This is a genomic window from Actinosynnema sp. NPDC002837 (assembly GCF_040295345.1).
Classification (GTDB): Bacteria; Actinomycetota; Actinomycetes; order Mycobacteriales; family Pseudonocardiaceae; genus Actinosynnema.
On record NZ_JBEOVG010000025.1, the window covers coordinates 47,348 to 65,226 of the forward strand.

The following is a 17,879-nucleotide window of genomic DNA, read 5'->3' on the forward strand; positions in this document are numbered from 1 at the left end:
AACTACTGATCGCTGGGGAGTGTGCCGAGATGAGTCGTGTTGTCGTGGTCGTCGGCGGCGGGTACGGGGGCGCCGCGGTCGCCAAGGCGTTGGACGAGGACGCCGACGTGGTCCTGGTGGAGCCGAAGGACGCGTTCGTCCACGCCGCCGGATCGCTGCGGGCGCTGGTGGAACCGGACTGGGCGGGCAACATCTTCTTCCCGTACGACGGCCTGCTCGCGCGGGGTCGGGTCGTCCGCGCCCGGGCCGCGTCGGTCGACCCGGGCGGTGTCACGCCGGCCTCCGGCGAGCGGATCGCCGCGGACTACGTCGTGCTGGCCACCGGGTCGGACTACCCGTACCCGGCGAAGACGGACACCGAGTCGTCCACCGAGGCGTTGGACCGGCTGCTGGCCACCCACAAGGAGCTCGCCGACGCGCCGCGCGTGCTGATCGTCGGCGCGGGCCCGGTCGGCCTGGAGCTGTCCGGCGAGATCAAGGCGGTGTGGCCGGACAAGCGGGTGACCGTCGTCGACCCGGCCGAGCGGCTGGTGCCCGGGTTCGAGCCCGAGCTGCGCGACGAGCTGCACCGGCAGCTCGACGCGATCGGCGTGGAGCTGCGGCTGGGCACGGCGCTGACCGCGGCGCCGCCGACGGAACCGGCGCGGGCCGGGACGTTCACCGTCGGCACGACCGACGGCGAGCTCACCGCCGACATCTGGTTCCGCTGCCACGGCGCGCGCGTCAACGGCGGCTTCCTGGACGACGCGCGGACGCCGCAGGGCCGGGTCAGGGTGACCGAAACGCTCAACGTCGAGGGCCACCGGCACGTGTACGCGGTCGGCGACATCACCGACCTGGCCGAGGCGAAGATGGCCGGGTACGCGATGCAGCACGCCGAGGTGGTGGCTAAGAACATCGCGGCCCAGGTGCGCGGCGAGCGGCCCACGGCCACCTACCGCCCGTCCCCCGTGCCGTCGATCCTGCTGCCGCTGGGCCCGAAGGGCGGTGTGGGCCAGTTCCCGACCCCGGACGGCACGACGCTCCTGTCGCCGGAGGACGTCGCCCGCTACAAGGGGGCCGACCTGTTCACCGGGCGGTTCGTGGAGCTGTTCGGCGTCGACCCCGCCACCCGTTGACCCTGCTCGTTCAACACCATGAACACCGGCGGCACCTCGTTGTCCCGCACCAGGCGGGACAGGAGGTCCGCGAGGGTCTCGCGCTCGGCGTCGGGCAGGCCCGAGGGCAGCCGCTCGATCCGGCGGCACGTCTCGGCGTAGAACTCGTCGGCGAGCCGGCTGCCCTCGGGCGTCAGCTCGACCCGGACCGCGCGGTTGTCGTGGGCGTCCGCCTCGCGGCGGACCAGGCCGCGCCGCGCGGTCCGGTCGACCAGACCGCTCAGGCTCGACTTGGCCAGGCCGAGCACCTCGCCCAGCTCGCCCATGCCGTAGGACCGGGGCATCAGCACGCAGAGCAACTGCCCCTGCTGCTGGGTCAGGCCGTACTCCCGGGCCGAGTCGGCGTACACCGCGTCCACCAGGAACGTGGCGCGCACCAGCGCGGTGACGATGCCCATCTGCTCACCCTCGGCCTTGGCCATGGGATCACGATACTCGTTCGCACCGCGAACCAACTACCGGGAAGGACATCACCTCGATGTCGCCACGCAAGCCGTTGTTCGGGATCGGCATCAGCACCGCCGTCGGCCGGGCCGCGGAAACCCTCCGGCACGCGGTCGCGGCCGACCGCGCGGGCCTGGACCTCGTCACCGCGTCCGACCACCCGTACTTCGGCGACCGGCTCGACGCCTACGCCCTCATGGGCACGGTGCTCGGCCGGACCACGGGCGTCACGGGGTTGGTGAGCGTGACCAACCTGCCGAGCCGGCCGGCGCCGGTGCTCGCCCGCACGGTGACGTCGCTGTCCGCGTTGTCGGGTGGCCGGATCGTGCTCGGCATGGGCGCGGGCGGACTGTGGGACGACATCGCCAGGTTGGGTGTCGGACGGCTGACGCCCGGTGCGGCCATCCGCGCCTTCGAGGAGGCGATCACGCTGGTCCGGGCGTTGTCCGGCGGTGGCGAGCCGGTGACGTTCGACGGCGAGTTCTACCAGGTCACCGCGTTGCAGCCGGCGCCGGTGCCCGCCGCGCCGGTGTGGACGGGCTCGGTCGGGCCGAAGTCGTTGGCGGTCACCGGCAAGCTCGCCGACGGCTGGATCCCCGGGCACGCGGCGGACTGGCTCAGCGAGCGGTACCGGACGTCCCGGCCCGTGGTCGACGAGGCGGCCAGGGCCGCCGGCCGGGATCCGCGCGACGTCGCCACCGTCTACAACCTGCCGGGCGTGATCACGTCCACGCCGCTCGCCGCGACCCGTGACGGGGACGGCCGGTGGGTCGGCGGCTCGGTCGGGCAGTGGGTCGAGGAGCTGACCGGCGCGGTCCTGGAGCACGACGCCGCCGGTTTCGTCTACTTCCCGGTGAAGGAGCCGGTGACCGACGTGGCGCTCGGGACGTGGGCCAACGAGATCGCGCCCGCCGTGCGGGAGGCCGTCAGGTGACCGGCTGCACGGGGTGGTCGACGGGCGCGGAGAGGTCCACGCCGCGCCACGGCTCGCGCCGGGCCTCGACGTCGTCGCCCCAGTGCCGGACACCGGTCCAGCCGGGGTCGCCGGTGGCGCAGAAGTCGACCCACGCCCGGAGCATCCGCCGGGAGAGCGCGCGCTCGGCGTCACCCGCGCGGCCACCGATGAGGAAGTCCGCGCCGTCGAGGTTGCCGAACGAGAACGGCACGTCCGCGGTGTGCCAGGCGGGCGGCCGGGTGAACCGCGCGAGGAACGCCCGGCCGTGCGCCTCGGCCAGCCTGGTGGTGGGTTCGGCGAAGACGAAGTCGCCCGCGAGCCGCACGTGCGCGTCCTCGAAGTGCTCGTACGCGGCCACGACGTGGTCGGGGATGCCCCAGGCGCGGCCGAACGCCCGCAGGTCCGCCGGCGGCCGGAACGTGCCCACCGCCTCGAACAGCGCGTACTCGACGTCGGTGTGGCACAGCAGGGCGTCGGTCGCCGCGGGCAGCGCGGGCAGCGCGTCGGCGACCGGACCGAACAGCACCGGGTCGTGGCTCAACGGCCCGGTGCGCTGCGCGGCGGCCAGGGCGTCGGTCGACGCGACCGTCGACTCCGGCGTGCCGGTGTCGACCCACTCCGCGACCCGGCGCGCGAACCCCGGCGTGTAGACCCGGTTCGGCACGCTGTGCGCGATGACCCGCCGCACCGGCTCCCACGCCGCCAGGAACAACGCCGACGCGGCGCCCGCGGACTGCCCGCCGACGGTGATGTTGTCGCGATCGCCGCCGAACACCGCGATGTTCTCCCGCACCCACCGCAGCGCGGCCCGCTGGTCGAGCAGCCCCCGGTTGGCCGGCTGCCCCTCCACGTGCCCGAAACCCTCGAACCCGAGCCGGTAGTTGCACGTCACCACGACCAGCCCGGCGCGGGCCAGCTCGGCGCCGTCGTAGTCGGGCTGGGCCGACGAGCCGAACGTGTAGGCCCCACCGTGCACGTAGAACAGCACCGGCCAGGGCCCGTCCGATGTGGAGGGCGTCCAGACGTTGAGGGTCAGCACGTCCTCGTCGCCCGGACGCCACACCGGCGCGCCGGGCAACCGCGCGGACTGCGGCGCGATCGGCCCGAACTCCAGGCAGTCGCCCGCGAAGTCGGTCGGGACGGGTGCGGCGAACCGGCGGGGCCCGAACGGCGGCTCGGCGTACCGGATGCCGAGGAACGCGTCCACTCCGGCGTCGACCGCCCGACCTCGAAACCGCCCACGTCGTGTCATCAGCGCCTACTCTGCCATGATGGGTGATCCGCTGAACGCACGAGAGGACGCCGCCGAGGCGTTGGGGATGGTGGCGCGGGCCGCCGGGACGTACCTCGACGCGCTGCCGCACCTGCCGGTGCGCGACGCCACGCACGCCCACCTGATCAAGGACCTCGACGGGCCGTTGCCGGAGGCCGGTGACGGGACCATCGCCGCCGTCGCGGACCTGCTGCGGATCGGGACGCGGGCCGCCACTCACTCGTCCGGGCCCCGGTTCTTCCACTTCGTGGTCGGTGGCGCGACGCCGGCCGCGCAGGCCGCGGACTGGGTGACGTCGCTGCTGGACCAGGCCGGTGGCCTGTGGCCCGCCTCGCCGCTGGCCGCGCACGCCGAGACGGTGGTGCTGCGGTGGTTGAAGGAGCTGTTCGGGCTGCCCCCGTCGCACGGCGGCGTGCTCACGCCGAGCGCGACGTTCGCGAACCTGACCGGGCTGGCGTGCGCGCGGTACTGGTGGGCGCGGCAGCACGGGGTGGACGTGACCGCGGACGGCCTGGTGGGCCTGCCGCGGCTGCCGGTGTTCTCCAGCGGGTACGTGCACCCGAGCAGCCGCAAGGCACTTCAGATGCTGGGGCTGGGCCGGGACTCGGTGCGGACGCTGACCCGTGACGACGCGGGCCGGCTCGACGTCGACGCCCTGGACCGCGAACTGGCGTCGTCGGGGCCCGCGGTGCTGATCGGCAACGCGGGTGAGGTCAACGGCGGCGACTTCGACCCGTTGGACGAGATGGCCGACCTGGCCGAGCGGCACGGGGCGTGGCTGCACGTGGACGGCGCGTTCGGCCTGTTCGCCGCCCTCTCACCCCGGACGGCCGACTTGGTGCGCGGCGTGGAGCGTGCCGACTCGGTGGCCGCGGACGGCCACAAGTGGCTCAACGTGCCGTACGAGAGCGGGATGGCGTTCGTGCGGGACCGGGCGCTGCTGGGGCACGCGTTCGGCGCCTGGAACGCCCCGTACCTGCCGGAGCCGGACGACGAGTCCGTGAACTACAACAACCTGGGCCCGGAGTCCTCCCGCCGCGCCCGCGCGTTCCCGATCTGGGCGACGCTGCGCGCCTACGGCCGGGACGGCCACCGGGCGATGGTCGAACGCCACCAGGACCTGGCGCTGCGCCTGGGCCGCCGCATCGGGGAAGCGCCGGACCTGGAGCTGCTGGCCCCGATCACCCTCTTCATCGTCTGCTTCCGCTACCGCCCACCGGGCGTGCCCGACGAAGCCCTCGACGACCTGAACCGCAGGCTGGGCGAGGCCCTGATCGAGGACGGCCGCGTCTACGCGGGCACCACGGTCTACCGGGGCGTGGTCGCCCTGCGCCCGGCGATCGTGAACTGGCGTACCACGGAGGAGGACGTCGACCTGCTGGCCTCCGTGGTCCGCGAACTGGGCGCCCGCCTGCTCACCGCCGAAGCCTGACGACCACCCCGATCACGGCGGCAAGGGCTTGGAGTTGTCCTCGGCAAGCCGGCAGGCGCATGTCTTCCGCACGTACGCGACCGACAAACGCCTTGAACGGCTTCCGCTCCAGATCGGAAGCCGGGAAGTCCTCCACCTCGGCGACCAGCGCGGGGTCGCGCCTCGGCGGCTCGACCTCCTCCCCGCCGCACGCCACGCACAACGACAACACGAGTGCCGCCACCACGGTCGACCGCAGCGGGAACATCAGGCGCCCCCTCGCCGGGCGAGCTGAAGCCTCAGTCCATCAGCCGCGCCACTCGGATCAACGCGAGTCCGGGCCCGACTCGGGACCGAGGTAGATCTCGCTGCCGTCCGAACGCCGAGCTCTGGTGTACCCGCCGGTCGGCGCGAATCACGAAACGCATGTCCGCCTCACAGATTGTCGCTGAAGTGCTCGTGCACGCCGCCGACCGTCAAGGCGCTTCGGGCACGCTACCGGTCATCACGGGTCCCGCCGGTAGGCACGTCCGAGGTGAGCCCCACACGTCACCGCCACCACCGCGGCGGACTCGACGCCGAGCCGCGCCGTACCATCGGAGGCGTGCGGAACTCGATCACCGAGGTGGCCGGCGTGCTGGTCGGGCACGCCACGCGGATCGGTGACGGCGCGTTGACCGGCTCCACGGCCGTGCTGTTCCCACCCGGCACGCTGTCCACTGTGGACGTTCGCGGTGGTGCGCCGGCGACCCGGGACACCGCCGCGCTCGACCCCCGCCACGGCGGCCGGGAGGTGCGCGGCGTGCTGTTGACCGGCGGGAGCGCGTACGGGCTCGCGGCGGCCGACGGCGCGGCCCGCGAGCTGGGGTCGTTCGTGCCCGCCGCCGCGCTGTTCGACCTCGGCCGCGGCGGTGACTTCCACGCCCGGCCGGGGCCCGCCGAGGGCGCGGAGGCCGTGCGCGACGCGGGCGTGGAGTTCGCCCAGGGCAACGTCGGCGCGGGCACGGGCGCGCTCAACGCCACGATGAGAGGCGGCCTGGGCACGGCGAGCGCCACGCTGCCCGGCGGCGTGGTCGTGGGCGCGGTGGCCGTCCTCAACGCGGTGGGCCCGTCGGTCGACCTCGACACCGGCCTGCCGTTCGCCGCGCACCTCGGCCTGCCCGGTGAGTTCCCCGCCTACCAGGGCGACGACCTCGACGCGGCCCGGACCACCGGGCACCCCCAGCCGTTCAACACCGTCATCGGCGTGATCGCCACGAACGCCCGCCTGCCGCACCTGTTCGCCCTGGCCAACGCCGCGCAGGACGGGCTCGCGACCGCCGTCCGCCCGGCGCACGGCCTCACCGACGGCGACACGGTCTTCGCCGCCACGACCGGGACCCACGACGCGGCCGACCCCCACGAGGTGCTCGCCGCCGCACGGCGGGTGTTCGCCCGCGCGCTGGTCCACGGCCTGCTCCGAGCCGAGTCCGCCACCACGTCCTGGGGCCAGCTCGCGGCCTACCGCGAGCTGTACCCGCGCACCGCAGCCGAGTACCGGGGGAACTGACCATGCACGCGATGCACTACGAGATCACCCTGCCCGCCGACTACGACATGGACGTCATCCGCACCCGGGTCGCCACCAAGGGCTCCGCGCTGGACGCCTTCCCCGGCCTGGGCCTCAAGGCCTACTGCGTGCGGGAACGCGGTGTCGACGGCTCGCCGGTCAACCAGTACGCGCCGTTCTACCTGTGGCGCACCGCCGAGGGCATGAACAGCTTCCTGTGGGGACCGGGTTTCCGGGGCCTGAGCGCCGACTTCGGCCGCCCCGTCGTGCAGCACTGGACGGGCCTCGCCTTCGAACGCGGCGCCGCCGAAACCCCGGCCGCCGCCACCAAGCGCACCTGGCGGCTGCCCGCCGACGCCGACGCGGCCGAGGCCGTCGACCAGGCGCTCGACCGGGTCGACGGGCTCAAGGACCACCCCGACCTGCACAGCACCGCGCTGGCGGTCGACACCCGGAACTGGGAGCTGGTGCACTTCAGCCTCTGGCGCACGGCACCCGACACCGACGGCGAGGTGCGCTTCCGGGTGCTGCACCTGTCCCGGCCCGAGCTGGAGGACCTCAGCGCGGGCCGCCACTGGTAGGCCGCGACCGGCCCGTCCCGGGGTTGCGGGCGCGGTCGCCGTAGGGCACGGCGACGTAGCCGACGAGGTCGAGCACGCCGCCGCTGGTGCGGTCCAGCTCGCGGGCGAAGGCGAGGATGTCGGGGTCGGCGCGGTCCATCAGCCACGCCAGCAGCACGACCACGACGTCGGCGAGCAGACCGACCTGGAACGGCATGTCCTCCCGCCGGCCCGCGGTCACCGCGCTGGCGAAGTCGGTCATGCCGCGTTCGGTCAGCTCCAGCGGACCGGTCTCGATCGCCCGCTTCATCGAGTCGACCACCAGCGGCACGACCGACGCCCACACCTCGCGCGGCGCGACCTCGCAGATCAGGCCGCCGCTCAGGGCCGCGGTCCACAGCGCCTCCGGGTCGCCCGCCCGGACGGCGCCGACGGCCAGGTGCGGCAGCAGTTCCGCGCCGCGCTCCCACGCGCCGGTCGCGACGAGCTTCTCCACCGCGTGCCGGTAGTGCTCCAACGCCTTGCCGTGCTCGCCGCGCGCGGTCAGCACGCCGCCCAGGTCGTCGTGGAACGACGCCACCTCGGCCGCCGCGCCGACCTGCTCGGCCCGGGCCAGGCCGACGGCGGCGTAGTGCTGCGCGGTCTCCAGGTCGCCCCGGTCGCGGTGGCACGCGCCGAGCCGGCGCAGCGCGGCCAGCTCCCGCCGGTCGTCGCCCAGGTCCCGGAAGAGCTCCACGGCGCGCGACCCGGCCTCGATCGCCTCGGCGAGGTCGCCGCGGTCGCGGCGCCGGTCGCACTCGGCGAGCGTGAACTCGGCCTCCCGGACGCGGTCGCCCAGCTCCCCGGCCAGGTCGCGGCCCTCGACGGCGTACCGGAGGGCGGTCTCGGGATCGGCGTCGCCGAGCTCGTCGAGCACGGTGATCGACTCGAGCCGCCCGGGCCCGTCCTCCCGCACCCGGTGCTCCTCGTACGCCAGCCGCGCCGCCTGTCCGGCTTCGTCGGTTCTGCCTTCGCGCATCAGCAGCCTCGCCATTCGCAGCAGGACGTCCGCTCGGTCGCGGCACGCGTCGCCCAGGCCCACACACCGTTCGAAGTCCGCGAGCGCGGCCCCGTATTCCCCGCGCCGCTCGGAGCGGGCGCCGGTGAGCTCGAACCTGGTCGCCCAGAGGGCTTCGAGCTCGTCCTCGGGCAGGTCGAGCCCGGTCAGCAGGGCGTCGACCCGGTCGACGAGGACGGCGGCCCGCTCCTCGTCGTCCTCCAGCCCCAGCTCGGCCAGCAGCACGTCGGCGTAGGCCGGGGTGTCGGTCGCGTCGCCGGTGTCGGCGACCTCGCGCAACGCCGTGAGCTCCCGGCGCAGCACGGGTGCGAGCGGGCCGGCCCGGTCGCGCGCGGCGGCGGCCAGCAGCTCGCACCCCGTCAACGCGGCCTCGGCGGCGGTGGTGGACCGGTCGCGCCACTCGTCCAGCCGGCCGTTGACCGTGCCGACGTACAGGTAGGACCGCTCGATGCCGCCCGGCGTGCCGGTGTTGACGATGGCCCGCGCGGCCGGCGTCTCCTCGGCGGTGAGCCGCCGCACGACGGTGCGGGCGAACCCGGCGGCGAGGTTCGGCGGGATGGTCCACAGGGTCCCGATGTAGCCGCGGGCGCCGGCGCGGACGAACTCGCGGCCCAGCCCCGTCCACGACCGGCACGAGTTGTTGAACACGATCGGCCGGTGCCGCAGCGCCACCGGGATGTCGTCGTCCGGCAGCGCCTGCCCGCCCAGCGCGATCGCGTCGTCGGCGTCGTGGCAGTTGAAGAACACCAGCTCGACCGGCAGGTCCACGACCAGGTCGCGCAGCACGTCCGGCGAGGCGTCCTGCTCGGACAGCACGATGGGGTGGGTGTGGTGCCGGAGAGCAGTCCCCGGCGCCGCGGTCCGGTGTTCGGCTCCGCCGGGGGTGAACGCACCGGCGTCGACCACGACGCTGAACGCGCCGGGCTCGCGCGCCACGCCCGCGCGGTGCAGCTCGGTGAGCACGACCAGCGCCGGGTCGGCCACCACGTGCCCGATCGGCTTGCGCGCCCAGTTCACGTCCTCGGTGTGCACGAACGAGTAGGGCAGCCCGGCGGTGAACGCGGTCAGCGCCCGGTCGCCGACCTCCGCGACCGCGTCGGCGGGCACCTGCGCGGTGACCGCGGCCTCGACCGCCGCGTACGGGTCGTGCCCGCCGCTGGACAGGTACCGCCACAGCGCCTCGACGAAGCCGATGCCCTTGACCGCGTCGCCGATCGCGCCCGCGGCCGCGGTGACCCGCTCCTGCTCCTCGGCCACCACCGCGCCCACCAGGGCCAGGTCGGGCTCGGGCACGATCACCAGCCGGGCGCCGCGGTGGTGCGCGTAGACAGCGGCCATCAGGCCGTCGGCCTCGCCGGCGCGGTCGATCAGCACGGCCTCGTCGGCGTCGTCCGGGTTGTGCTCGGCGAACGGCACGGGCGGCGCGTCCTCGTCCACGCGCAGCGCCGCGCCCGTGCGCAGGGCGGTGAACAGGGCGGCGACGAAGTCGGCGTCCGGCGCCACGTCGAGCGTGCGTTCGGGCTCGCCGCCGCCGCGCAGCAGCTCCCAGGCCTTCGCGGTCAGCCCGACGGGCTCCTCGCACGGCAGGTGCAGGCGTTCGGGCAGCGCGCCGAACAGCTCCTCGTCCGGTTCGTCGAGGAACACCGCGCGGCGCACGCCCGTGGCGTCGAGCAGGTGGGCCAGCAGCCGGTCGTGCCGGTGCGACGACGGGTGCCCGGGTCTCAGCGCGACGACGGGCGTGACGCGGTCCGCGGGCAGGCACGACACCACGACCGCGGCCTCCCGCAGCTGGTCCGGGCGGCACACCACGACCGTGTCGCCGACCTCGAACACGGGCTCGCTGATCACCGTGACGTCCAGGTCGGACTCGCCCGCGGGCAGCCGCACGCACACGCCGCCGTCCACGACCTCGCACGGCTGCGAGCCGGACACCAGCAGCGTCACCGAGTCCGGCAGCGCGAACGACACCCCGTCGGCGGTCTCGGTGGCGGGCGCGTCCACGGCGAGCCGCCACCGCGCGGGCGCGGGCAGGTCGAACCGCTGCCGCAGCACCGCGCGCTCGTGCCCGTCCCGGGTCTGCTCGACCAGCAGGTCGCGCGCGCCCGCCTCGGCGGTCAGCTCCTCGGCGGCGTCGACGGGCGGTTTGCGGTGCGCGTCGAGCAGGACGGCACGCAGCAGCCCCGCTTCGAAGCGGAAGCGGATGCCGTGCGGGGCACCGAGGTCCACTGGCTCACGACCCTTGCAAGCGAGGAGGTCCACCGTGTCGGAGGTGGCGGGCAGGAAACTACGCCACCTTCAGGCCCGACCTGTAGCAGATCTGCCGGGTAGTCGCGGTCGTTACACCCCGGGACGTTCGGACCGGGTCGCCGGCGTCCACCGGGCGCGGCGGCGCGCGCCCGCCGCCTGCACCTGGTCGCGGCCGAGCCGCTTCGCCTCGTACAGCGCCGAGTCCGCCGCCGCGAGCAGCCCGGACACGGTGTCCTCGGCGACCTCCGGCCACACCGCGATGCCGATGCTGACCGTGAGGCCCGCCACCACGCCGCCGTCGCCGTCGTCCACGAGGACCCGGTGGACCTCCGCGCGCACCCGCTCGGCGATCGCGGTCGCTTCCTCGTGGTCCACGCCGGGCAGCAGCACGGCGAACTCCTCGCCGCCGAAGCGGCCCACCGCGTCGCCCCGCCGGACCGCGCTCTCCAACGCCGCCGCGATGCGCCGCAGCACGAGGTCGCCGGTCTGGTGGCCGTGCGTGTCGTTGATGTCCTTGAAGTGGTCGACGTCGATCATGAACAGGCCGACCCGCGCGCCGGGCGGCTGCTGACGGGTGCGCTGCAGCTCCAGGGTCGCCTGCAGGTGCCAGGCCTCGGCGTTGAGCAGGCCGGTCTTGGTGTCGGTGCGGGCGGCCAGCTCCAGCTGGTGGATGAGCACGGTGCGGTGCAGGGCGACGGCCGCGACGACCATCGGCAGCGCGAACCCGGGCCACCACGCCACGGCGAGGGCGACGAAGCCGCCCAGCGCGAGCTGGCCCGCTTCGAGCAGGTTGTCCGCGCCGCTGCCGAGGGCGTCCTTCACCGAGCGGGGCCGGACGGTCAGCAGGATCACCGCGGCCACCAGGGCGGTGTTGACCAGCCACTGCGCCGCGCCCGCGCCGACCAGGCCGACGAGGTCGAGCGGGCCGTCGGGCCGCCCGGCGCCGAGGTTCGCGCGCAGCCCGGTGACGCCCGCCACGGTGCTCGCGGCGAGCGTGGCCAGCACCATCATCGACGTGGTGAACACGTTGCGGTGCGGTGGGCGTGAGGCGTCCCAGCGGCCGACGACCCACCAGCGGTGCGCGTACATCAGCACGACGAGCGCGACGGCGAGCGAGGGCGGCAGCACGAGGGCGCCGGCCAGGATCCAGATGCTGCACAGGTCGACGTGCGGCAGGTGGCTGTGGTCGCGGCGGATGCGCTCGATCCAGCGCGAGCAGTGCAGGTGCAGCGCGGCGCAGCCGGCCAGGACGGCGAACGCGGTCCACGAGTCGGCGGGCACCGGCCACGCGGTCGTGGCGGCGAGCGCGAGGACGGCGAGCAGATCCACCGACAGCACGTACACCAGGGCCCGCTTGGGCAGGGACCATAGTGACCAGCGTCGATCGCCCGACGACGTCGAACCCGCTCTGCCCATGGTTCCTCACGACTGTCTACCCCGGACCGTCATGGCGTCCGGACGGAGGGTCACAGTAATGGTGACCTGTGTCGATGTCAGCCGCTACCGGGGTGACCAGGACCACTGGAGGTGATCGCGGTGCGCGACAAGATCTGGTGAAGCCCGCCGGTCGTAGCCGTGTCGAGACGGAGGCGAGGTGTCCTCGTGCGCGACAAGATCTGGTGATCACTCCGATGCCGCCGTTCCCGCTGCCCGCCACGTCGAGGGGAGGTGCGCCGCCATGCGCGACAAGATCTGGTGAAGACGGGTTCCCCCGAAGGTGACCGACACCTACCGAGGCCACGCGCGGGCCGCGGCGAGCACTCCGACTCCCGCGGCCGGCGCGCTCACCCGATGCGCGCCCGGACCAGCCACAGGCACGCCGTCGCGACGCCGAGGCCGCTGAGCACGAGCGTCGCCCGCGGGCCCACGGCGTCGCCGAGCAGGCCGCCCACCAGCGCACCGGCGGGCGCGGTGCCCCAGACCGCCGTGCGGATGGTCGCGTTGACGCGCCCGTGCAGGGCGGCGGGCGTGGCCTCGTACCGCACCGGCACCTGGTGCACGTTGTAGACCTGCAGCGCGAACCACATCACCGCCACCGCGCCGATCACCAGCTGGTCCACCGCGACCGCCGCCTGCCCCGCGCCGGTGACCAGGATCGCGACGACCATCGTCCGCCGCCTGCCCCACCACCCGCCCAAGCGGGCGGCGACTAGCGCGCCGACCAGCCCGCCGACCGCGCCCGCGGACAACGTCAGCCCCGCTTGGGCCGCCGACAGGCCCAACGCCGACACCAGGTGCAGCAGCACCACGACGGTGAAGGCGTTGAACCAGAAGACCTGCGTCGCCGTGCACAGCGTGACCCGCCGCAGCCCCTGGTGGGCGAACACCGCCCGCACCCCGGCCCACATCCCGGCCCGCGCCTGCGGCCGTTCGACCACCCGGACCCACACCAACGTCACCGCCGCGACCAGGAAGCTGACCGCGTCGGCCACCAACGCGCCCGCCGCCGTGACCGCGCCGACCAGCCACCCGCCCAACGCGGGCCCGGCCACCTGCGCCGTCGCCTGCCCCACCTCCACGACACCTTGGGCGCGCGTCAACTCCCCCGCGGGCACCACCATCGGCACCAACGCCAACCCGGCGATGTCCCCGAACACGGCGAACGTCCCCGCCACGGCCGCCACCACGGCCAACAACCCGACCGACAACACCCCGAGCCCGGCCGCCACCGGCACGACCGCCAGGCTCACCGCCTGCCCGACGGCGCACACCCCGGCCACCACCCGCCTCGGCAACCGGTCGACCCACACCCCGGCCGGCAACCCGAACAGGAGGTACGGCAACCGCCCGCACGCCGTCACCACCCCGATCCCCCAAGGCCCCGCGCCCAACGCCAGCGCCGCCACCAACGGCACCGCGACCACCGTCACCTGCGACCCGACGAGGGACACGGACTGCCCGGCCCACAACAACAGGAACGACCGGTTGCGCCACAGCACGGTCAGGCGACCGCCGCGGGCGCCACGCGGGACCACGCGGTGGTGGCGGTGAGGGCCAGGACGGCGCCCGCGACGCCCGCCACGGCGATCGCGGTGGTCGGCGAGCCCGTCGCGGACGCCAGCAGGCCGCCCGCCGCGACGCCGATGCCCTGCGCGGCGACCAGGCCGCTGCGGGCGAAGCCCAACGCCTGGCCGCGCTGCTCGTCCGGCACCAGGCGCACGAACGTCGCGCCGGCCGTCACCTGGTACGCGCTGAACACGCCGCTCACCGCGAGCAACGCCACCGCGCCGACGAGGCCCGGCGCGAACAGGTACCCGACCAGCGGCAACGCGGTGGCGACGGCGAGCAGCCCGAGCGCCCGCACCCGCGCCGACGCGGGCAGCAAGCGCAGCAGCACCGTGCCGAGGACCATCCCGGCCGGGTCCGCGGCCAGCAGCAGGCCGACACCCGCCGCACCCGCGCCGACCTCCGCCGAGAACGGCGCGGCCAGCCCTTCCGGCACCACCGTGAACAGCGCCAGCCACCCCAGGCCGACCAGCAGCCGCAGCCGCCGGTCCCGCCACACCAGCGCCGCGCCGGCCCGGATCCGCACGCGCGCGGCGGGCACGGACGCCGGGGCCGGCCGGTGGCGCAGGCCGAACCGCAGCACCAACGCCGACACCGCGAACGTCACCCCGTCGGCGAGCAGCGCGCCGGACGTGCCCAGCCACGCCACCACCAGCCCGCCGCCGACGAACCCCAGCAGCAGCCCCGCCTGGTGGGTGATCAGGTGCACCGACTGGCCGGCCTCGTACTTCCCGCCCAGCACGGACGGCAGCAGCGCGCCCTGCGCGGCGGCGAACGGCGGCTCGGCCAGCTGCGACAGCACCAGCAGCGCCGCCACCACCGGCAGCGGCACGCCCGGCACCGCCATCACGGCCAGCAGCACGGCCCGCACCGCGTCGGCGACCACCATCACGGTCCGCCGCGGGTACCGGTCCGCCAGCCCCGTCAGCAGCACCCCGGACACCAGCGCGGGCAGCATCGTCAACGCGTAGGTCAGCGCCGTCCACGCCGCGGACCCGGTGCGCTGGAACACCAGCACCGACAACGCCACCCTGGCCAGCTGGTCGCCGACGGTCGAGAGCACCGCGGCCGACCACAACACCCGGAACTCCGGCACCGCGAACACCGCGCGGAACCCCGTGCCACCGACCACCCGCTCCCCCGATCCGGCCGCGACCGATGAGTTTCCCGGGCCGGCCCCGTCACAACTTGTGCGGCGTGCGACCGGCACGTCACCGTACAAGCCCGGAGGGTGACCATGAGCGAGGTTGCGCAGATGACCGTCGACTTCACGCGCGAGGCCGAGCGGTGCCGGCACGAGCTGCGGGTGCACTGCTACCGGCTGCTCGGCTCGTTCGACGAGGCGGAGGACCTCGTGCAGGAGACGTTCCTCAAGGCGTGGCGCGCCAGGGACACCTTCGAGGGACGGTCGTCGTTCCGCGCCTGGCTGTACCGGATCGCCACGAACGCGTGCTTCGACGTGATCGACCGCCGTCCCGCGATCGGCGTGACCGACGAGCTGCCGACGGCCGACGTGCCGTGGCTGCAGCCGTTCCCGGACGCCCTGCTGGACGCCGAGCCGGACGCGGAGGTGGTCGCGCGGGAGACGATCGAGCTGGCGTTCCTGGCCGCCGTGCAGCACCTGCCGGCCAGGCAGCGGGCGGTGCTGGTGCTGCGGGACGTGCTGGGCTGGCCGGCGAGCGAGACGGCGGCGTTGCTGGAGGACACCGTGCCCGCGGTGAACAGCGCGCTGCAACGCGCCCGCGTCACGATGCGCAAGCACCTGCCGCAACGGCGTGCCGACTGGTCGGGCGAGCCGAACCCGCGGGAGAAGGCGGTGGTCCGCAAGTTCGTCGAGGCCACCGAGCGTTGCGACATGGCGTTGCTGGCCTCGGCGTTGCGCGAGGACGTCACGTGGACGATGCCGCCGCAGCCGGAGTGGCAGTCCGGCCGCGACGCCGTCATGGAGATCTGCGCGTCGGTGATGGTGGGCCCGGAGGCGTTCGGCGAGTGGAAGGTGGTCGAGACCCGGGCGAACCGGCAGCCCGCGCTGGCCAACTACGCCCGCAAGCCCGGCGAGGAGCACTTCCGGCCGGTCGCGCTGGACGTGCTGCGGATCGAGGGCGACGAGGTCGTGGAGATCGTCACGTTCCCGTCGGACCGGTTCGCGCTCTTCGGCCTGCCCACGGCGCTGTGAGCTTCGACGTCCGGCTGGTGACCGTGGCGGACGCCTGCCCGTACGACCCGCTCCAGTGGCGGGACGCGCTGGTGATCGTGCTCGGCGGCACGCTCGACCTGGACGGCGAGCTGTTCGGGGAGGGCTCGGTGCTGGCGTTGGCCGGGTTGCCGCTGCGGGTCCTGCGCGGGCACGGCGGGCGGCCCGCCGTGCTCGCCGCGGTGACCCGGTCAACTCCCCGCGAACACGCCGCGGGCGAGGGCGACGAGCCCGGGCGGCGCCGTCTCGGGGGAACCGGCCTCGTAGGGCGGCTGGGGGTCGTACTCGATGACCAGCTGGGTGAACCGGGCCCGCTCGTCACCCCAGATCCGGCCGACGAGGGTGAGCGCCAGGTCGATCCCGGCGGACACACCGGCGCCGGTGACGACGGACCCGTCGACGACCACCCGTTCGGTGCTGACCACCGCGCCGCGGGCGGCCAGCTCGTCGCGCAACGCCCAGTGCGTGGTCGCCGGACGGCCGTCGAGGATGCCCGCCTGCGCCAGCAACGTCGACCCGCTGCACACCGACGTGGTCCAGGTCGCGGTCGGGTGCGCCACCCGCAGCCACCGCGCGACCACCCCTTCCGCCAGCACCTCCGCCCAGCCACCGCCGCCGGGCACCACGATCACGTCGGCGCGGTCCAGCTCGGCGAACGTCGTCGTCGGCACGATCGTCAGCCCGGCGTCGGTGACCACCGGGTCGAGCGAGGCGGCGACGAAGTGCGCGGTCACCTCCGGCTGGTGGCCGAGCACCTCGTACGGCCCCACCAGGTCCAGCGCGGTCATCCGCGGGTAGAGCACGAAAGCCACGTCCATCTTGGTCCCCCTTGTCGTCATGCCGCACCGGTGGTGCGGAACCTGTCGCGGTAACCGCCCGGCGTCACGCCGAGCACCCGCAGGAAAGCCCGGCGCAACGTCTCCGCCGAGCCGAAACCCGTGCGCCTGGCGACGACGTCCAGCCCTTCGTCGCCCGACTCCAGCAGCCCGGCCGCCGCCTCGACCCGGACCCGTTCGACGTACCGGGCGGGTGACACGCCGACCCGGCGCGGGAACACGCGGGCGAAGTGCCGCGCGCTCATCGCGGCGTGCCGCGCCATGCCCTCGACCGTCCAGCCGGCCGCCGGGTCGTCGGCGATCGCGTCCAGCACGGCCCGCAGCCCCGGTTCCCGCACCGGCGGCACCCGTGACCGCACGCTGAACTGCGACTGGCCGCCGGGACGTTGCAGGAACACCACCATCCAGCGGGCGACCAGCCGGGCCAGCGCGGCGTCGTGGTCGCGTTCCACCAGCGCCAGCGCGAGGTCGATGCCCGCGGTGACGCCGGCGGAGGTGACCAGCCGCCCGTCCTGCACGTAGATCGCGTCCGGCACCACGTCCACCGACGGGTGGTCGGCCGCGAGCCGGTCGCAGAACGCCCAGTGCGTCGTGGCCCGGGCGCCGTCCAGCAGCCCGGCCGCCGCCAGCACGAACGCGCCCGTGCAGACGCTGCCCACCCGCCGCGCGCCGCCCGCGACCCGCCGCAGGTGGTGCAGCAGTTCGGCGTCACGGGCCGCGTCGGCGAACGTGAAGCCGCCGACCACGAGGACCGTGTCCACCCCTCCGGACACGTCCCGCAGGTCCTCGGCCTCCATCCGCAACCCGCCGGTCACCTCGAACCCGCCACCGATCCCGGCCAGCCGCACGCGGTAGCCGCCACGCGCCTGAGGGGCCCGTTGTCGCGGCTCACCGGCAAGCTCCCGGTCCGCCTCGCGCGGCCCGTCGTCGGCACGCAGTCGGTCGATGCCCCACGCCCGGTCGATCCCGCGCGACCGGTCGGACTTGTGCGGCCGGTCGGCCTCGCGCGGCGGGTCGGTCTCGTGCCGCCGGTCGACCTCGCGCGCCCGGTCGGCGCCGCACGCCCGGTTCGCGCCGGCGAACACGTCCGCCGGACCCGCGATGTCGGTCAGCGCCGCACCGTCGTACCCGACCACCAGGACCTCGCGTTCCACGATCCCCACCCTCCCCACCTCCCGGGACGGCGGCAA

The 17,879-nt window shown here is 74.7% G+C and carries 15 protein-coding genes; 6 read left to right on the forward strand and 9 right to left on the reverse strand.

Features of this window, described 5'->3' with window-relative positions; translation table 11 throughout:
* Nucleotides 1–29 precede the first annotated feature (29 nt).
* Complete coding sequence (locus ABTZ99_RS19315; RefSeq protein WP_499612700.1) at nucleotides 30–1,118, forward strand: NAD(P)/FAD-dependent oxidoreductase; 1,089 nt, start codon at nucleotides 30–32, stop codon at nucleotides 1,116–1,118.
* Here the strand turns inward: ABTZ99_RS19315 and ABTZ99_RS19320 are convergent.
* Nucleotides 1,049–1,579: a MarR family winged helix-turn-helix transcriptional regulator gene (locus tag ABTZ99_RS19320; protein WP_498775935.1), complete on the reverse strand. Its 531-nt coding sequence runs from the start codon at nucleotides 1,577–1,579 to the stop codon at nucleotides 1,049–1,051. The genes ABTZ99_RS19315 and ABTZ99_RS19320 overlap by 70 nt on opposite strands.
* Before the next feature lie 56 nt (nucleotides 1,580–1,635).
* Between ABTZ99_RS19320 and ABTZ99_RS19325 the strand changes: the two genes are divergently transcribed.
* Nucleotides 1,636–2,535 carry an LLM class flavin-dependent oxidoreductase gene (locus ABTZ99_RS19325; protein ID WP_498775933.1) on the forward strand — a complete coding sequence of 300 codons (900 nt, stop codon included), beginning with the start codon at nucleotides 1,636–1,638 and terminating at the stop codon, nucleotides 2,533–2,535.
* On the opposite strand, the gene ABTZ99_RS19330 is transcribed toward ABTZ99_RS19325, so the two are convergent.
* Nucleotides 2,528–3,808 carry a carboxylesterase family protein gene (locus ABTZ99_RS19330; RefSeq protein WP_499612703.1) on the reverse strand — a complete coding sequence of 427 codons (1,281 nt, stop codon included), beginning with the start codon at nucleotides 3,806–3,808 and terminating at the stop codon, nucleotides 2,528–2,530. The genes ABTZ99_RS19325 and ABTZ99_RS19330 overlap by 8 nt on opposite strands.
* A gap of 19 nt (nucleotides 3,809–3,827) precedes the next feature.
* Here ABTZ99_RS19330 and ABTZ99_RS19335 point away from each other — a divergent pair, with 19 nt between their 5' ends.
* Nucleotides 3,828–5,261, forward strand: coding sequence for a pyridoxal phosphate-dependent decarboxylase family protein (locus ABTZ99_RS19335; RefSeq protein WP_499612705.1), 1,434 nt, complete (start codon nucleotides 3,828–3,830; stop codon nucleotides 5,259–5,261).
* On the opposite strand, the gene ABTZ99_RS19340 is transcribed toward ABTZ99_RS19335, so the two are convergent.
* The gene (locus ABTZ99_RS19340; protein ID WP_499612707.1) at nucleotides 5,245–5,508 is read right to left on the reverse strand and encodes a hypothetical protein; all 264 of its coding nucleotides are present in this window, start codon (nucleotides 5,506–5,508) and stop codon (nucleotides 5,245–5,247) included. The two genes, ABTZ99_RS19335 and ABTZ99_RS19340, sit on opposite strands and share 17 nt — an antisense overlap.
* Nucleotides 5,509–5,844: 336 nt before the next feature.
* On the opposite strand from ABTZ99_RS19340, the gene ABTZ99_RS19345 reads away from it, so the two are divergent.
* Both ABTZ99_RS19345 and ABTZ99_RS19350 read left to right on the forward strand, forming a co-directional pair.
* Nucleotides 5,845–6,789 (forward strand): P1 family peptidase, encoded by a 945-nt coding sequence (locus ABTZ99_RS19345; RefSeq protein WP_499612709.1) that lies wholly within the window; start codon nucleotides 5,845–5,847, stop codon nucleotides 6,787–6,789.
* An 11-nt stretch (nucleotides 6,790–6,800) separates the two neighbouring features.
* Nucleotides 6,801–7,370 (forward strand): DUF4865 family protein, encoded by a 570-nt coding sequence (locus ABTZ99_RS19350; RefSeq protein WP_499612711.1) that lies wholly within the window; start codon nucleotides 6,801–6,803, stop codon nucleotides 7,368–7,370.
* On the opposite strand, the gene ABTZ99_RS19355 is transcribed toward ABTZ99_RS19350, so the two are convergent.
* The 4 genes from ABTZ99_RS19355 to ABTZ99_RS19370 all read right to left on the reverse strand — a co-directional run bounded on the left by ABTZ99_RS19355 (nucleotide 7,348) and on the right by ABTZ99_RS19370 (nucleotide 14,791).
* A complete protein-coding gene (locus ABTZ99_RS19355; RefSeq protein ID WP_499612713.1) occupies nucleotides 7,348–10,632 on the reverse strand; it encodes a hypothetical protein in 3,285 nt (1,094 codons plus the stop codon). The two genes, ABTZ99_RS19350 and ABTZ99_RS19355, sit on opposite strands and share 23 nt — an antisense overlap.
* A gap of 111 nt (nucleotides 10,633–10,743) precedes the next feature.
* Nucleotides 10,744–11,991 (reverse strand): GGDEF domain-containing protein, encoded by a 1,248-nt coding sequence (locus ABTZ99_RS19360; RefSeq protein ID WP_499612715.1) that lies wholly within the window; start codon nucleotides 11,989–11,991, stop codon nucleotides 10,744–10,746.
* A gap of 446 nt (nucleotides 11,992–12,437) precedes the next feature.
* On the reverse strand, nucleotides 12,438–13,628 hold the full coding sequence (locus tag ABTZ99_RS19365) for an MFS transporter (protein ID WP_499612717.1): 1,191 nt from the start codon (nucleotides 13,626–13,628) through the stop codon (nucleotides 12,438–12,440).
* On the reverse strand, nucleotides 13,595–14,791 hold the full coding sequence (locus tag ABTZ99_RS19370) for an MFS transporter (protein WP_499612719.1): 1,197 nt from the start codon (nucleotides 14,789–14,791) through the stop codon (nucleotides 13,595–13,597). The genes ABTZ99_RS19365 and ABTZ99_RS19370 overlap by 34 nt, the downstream gene beginning before the upstream one ends.
* Before the next feature lie 99 nt (nucleotides 14,792–14,890).
* Between ABTZ99_RS19370 and ABTZ99_RS19375 the strand changes: the two genes are divergently transcribed.
* Nucleotides 14,891–15,835: an RNA polymerase subunit sigma-70 gene (locus tag ABTZ99_RS19375; protein WP_499612721.1), complete on the forward strand. Its 945-nt coding sequence runs from the start codon at nucleotides 14,891–14,893 to the stop codon at nucleotides 15,833–15,835.
* A 209-nt stretch (nucleotides 15,836–16,044) separates the two neighbouring features.
* Here ABTZ99_RS19375 and ABTZ99_RS19380 read toward each other — a convergent pair whose 3' ends face one another.
* Nucleotides 16,045–16,671, reverse strand: coding sequence for a DJ-1/PfpI family protein (locus tag ABTZ99_RS19380; RefSeq protein WP_498775906.1), 627 nt, complete (start codon nucleotides 16,669–16,671; stop codon nucleotides 16,045–16,047).
* 17 nt (nucleotides 16,672–16,688) lie between these two features.
* A complete protein-coding gene (locus tag ABTZ99_RS19385) occupies nucleotides 16,689–17,852 on the reverse strand; it encodes a GlxA family transcriptional regulator (RefSeq protein ID WP_499612722.1) in 1,164 nt (387 codons plus the stop codon).
* Nucleotides 17,853–17,879: the final 27 nt, after the last annotated feature.

Excerpts from the sequence above, each read along its gene's own strand:
- ABTZ99_RS19340 (WP_499612707.1), bottom strand. The coding sequence starts at position 5,508 with ATGTTCCCGCTGCGGTCGACCGTGGTGGCGGCACTCGTGTTGTCGTTG.
- ABTZ99_RS19380 (WP_498775906.1), bottom strand. The coding sequence starts at position 16,671 with ATGGACGTGGCTTTCGTGCTCTACCCGCGGATGACCGCGCTGGACCTG.
- ABTZ99_RS19335 (WP_499612705.1), top strand. The coding sequence starts at position 3,828 with ATGGGTGATCCGCTGAACGCACGAGAGGACGCCGCCGAGGCGTTGGGG.
- ABTZ99_RS19330 (WP_499612703.1), bottom strand. The coding sequence starts at position 3,808 with ATGACACGACGTGGGCGGTTTCGAGGTCGGGCGGTCGACGCCGGAGTG.
- ABTZ99_RS19325 (WP_498775933.1), top strand. The coding sequence starts at position 1,636 with ATGTCGCCACGCAAGCCGTTGTTCGGGATCGGCATCAGCACCGCCGTC.
- ABTZ99_RS19315 (WP_499612700.1), top strand. The coding sequence starts at position 30 with ATGAGTCGTGTTGTCGTGGTCGTCGGCGGCGGGTACGGGGGCGCCGCG.
- ABTZ99_RS19350 (WP_499612711.1), top strand. The coding sequence starts at position 6,801 with ATGCACTACGAGATCACCCTGCCCGCCGACTACGACATGGACGTCATC.
- ABTZ99_RS19320 (WP_498775935.1), bottom strand. The coding sequence starts at position 1,579 with ATGGCCAAGGCCGAGGGTGAGCAGATGGGCATCGTCACCGCGCTGGTG.